The organism is Neisseria sp. P0009.S007 (assembly GCF_051962515.1).
The window spans coordinates 1-953 of record NZ_JBQCVF010000604.1; the positions used below are offsets into that span (position 1 = coordinate 1).

Genomic DNA, 953 nt, shown 5'->3' on the forward strand with positions numbered 1-953 from the left:
CCATCCAAGTCTTTGAAGTATTGTCGTAAGTTTTGTTCAATACATTGCGCAATGTCAGTCGTCGTTTGATTCATCGTCATGTCTTTCTTTGGATTTGTTTTTAAATGGATTTATTTTTAAATGATGAGGCCGTCTGAAACCCTTTAGCCTTCCCGATAGTGGCATACCCAACGGTCGATTTTTTCTAAAAGCGTCTCAAGATAGGCGGCAAGGGTGTCGTATTGTGCTGAGGCGCTGTCCAAGCGGTTGATTTCTCGGCGTATCTGTTCGCCGTCGGGCATTTCGTCGATGTACCAGCCGATGTGTTTGCGGGCGATGCGTACGCCGGCCACTTCGCCATAAAATTCATGCATAGCGCGGATGTGGTTCAAAATGGTGGCGTTGCATTCTGCCAAGCTTAAGGCCGGCGGCAAAACGCCGTGTTCGGCGTAATGTTTCAAATCGCGGAAGAGCCACGGCCTGCCTTGTGCGCCGCGCCCTATCATGATGCCGTCGGCAGCAGTTTGCTTGAGGACGGCGGCGGCTTTTTGCGGCGAAGTAATATCGCCGTTGACCCAAACGGGAATGTTCAGACGGCCTTTGGTTTCGGCAATCAGTTCGTAACGCGCTTCGCCTTTGTACATCTGCGTACGGGTGCGGCCGTGGATGGCAAGGGCTGCGATGCCTGATTCTTCGGCGATTTTGGCAATGGTCGGCAAATTTTGATGTTCGTCATGCCAGCCCAAACGGGTTTTGAGGGTAACGGGTACGTCTACCGCGTTGACAACGGCTGCCAAGATTTCGGCAACCAAAGGCTCGTTTTGCATCAATGCGCTGCCTGCCTGCACATTACAGACTTTTTTGGCCGGACAGCCCATGTTTATATCAATCACCTGAGCGCCCAAGCCGACGTTATACCGCGCGGCTTCCGCCATCTGCTGCGGATCGCTGCCGGCAATCTGCACGGCCACCAC

1 protein-coding gene is annotated in these 953 nt (G+C 52.9%); it reads right to left on the reverse strand.

The features are described 5' to 3' along the window. Positions 1-143: 143 nt before the first annotated feature. The coding region (gene dusB / locus ACTHS3_RS15105) for a tRNA dihydrouridine synthase DusB (protein WP_440368380.1) at positions 144-953 on the reverse strand (810 nt) is incomplete at its 5' end.